This window comes from Rhizobium tibeticum, assembly GCF_900110205.1.
Taxonomy (GTDB): Bacteria; Pseudomonadota; Alphaproteobacteria; order Rhizobiales; family Rhizobiaceae; genus Rhizobium; species Rhizobium tibeticum.
In genome coordinates this window covers 1-1,275 of the sequence record NZ_FOCV01000158.1, presented here as the reverse complement: position 1 = coordinate 1,275, position 1,275 = coordinate 1, and the positions used below count along the sequence as shown (strand labels likewise).

The following is a 1,275-nucleotide window of genomic DNA, read 5'->3' as shown; positions in this document are numbered from 1 at the left end:
AAACTGCATCGTCGATTTTGTCCTCATCGATCTCCATGAACCGACATTACCACGCGCGAAAATCAAAATCCCGCGGACTTGCTCGGATGCATACGACGTTCGTCATTGCTGGCTCGGATGAAACTCTTTCACGGTAGCGGTAACCTAATATTCGCGCTGTGCAATTGGATTGATCGAGACAAAAGAGTCCGATTTTGGATCCCTTTGGTTGTCGATTGTGCGACGGGTATCACCTTTGACGTCACCGCGCCGAGTGAGCCTGGCTCAAAGCCATCGTTGCGAACCGGAGAAGCATGATCCTCCTGATGAGCGTTCATGGCCTGGAACAGTGGCGATCATAGCGGGCACCGGCACCTCGCCGCTCGATCGCGCGTTGGTCGATCAGGGGGTCGCGATGACGCCGGAAACGCCCTGGCAGAGGCTCGCACTGGACCGTTCGGTAAAGGCCGTTAGGATCGCCGCGCTATAGATCGCGGCAAGATCTGGCACGAGCATCGCCTTGCCGCACCGCTGGCGCCGCTTAGACTGTCGGACGACAAGGCTTTTGCCGAGAGACTGCACGATATCGTCTAGCTCTACGTCTCACCGCCGGCGATGCCATTGTCCTTTCCGTCGAAGAGAAGAGCCAGATCCAGGCGCTCGACCGGAGGCAGCCGGACCTTCCGTTGAAGAAAGGTCGGGGGCGGCACGTTGACCCATGACTACAAGCGCCATGACACACCACTCTGTTTGCTGCCCTCAATGTTCTCGGCTCGGTAATCGGCCGCAACATGCAGGGTTACAGGTACCGGGGAGTTCATCCGTTTCGTTAACGCGATAGAGGCGGACTGCCGAAGATATCCGAGTGCCTCCTGACCGTGCAACGTATCTCCAGCCCATTCCCGGACGGCAAATCTACGTCAACGATCGCACCATTGAAGAAGTCAATCTCCGCGTTTCCGCTCAAAAAGTCTCAGAGGACAAAGTAAGTCGGTGCTCCAGGAACTGGAGTCTATTAAGTAATGGGGCCTATTGTCAACCTCATGGATTTATATGCGAATTGGCCCCCTCAAGCTAACAGAATCGTCCACCGTCATTAGAAAACAGCGGTTCCGCGTGCATGACATACATTCTGCGCGCCTGAAGCCCCAGTGCGACTTCAAAAAATTCGGGATCATTATTCGATCGACGCCGGCGATTCCTAGCTAGTGCCCGTCCATAAACGGTAAACTACTGAAATTATTGTAGGAATCGCGATATCTGCGCGGGCAAAGCCCGGCGGCTTCAGGTATACTT

General features: G+C 55.0%; 1 pseudogene. It reads left to right on the top strand.

The annotated features are described in order from the left end of the window. Window positions 1-349: 349 nt before the first annotated feature. A pseudogene (locus tag BSG20_RS39155) lies at window positions 350-825 on the top strand (transposase); the annotation flags it as partial. Between the last annotated feature and the right edge of the window lie 450 nt (window positions 826-1,275).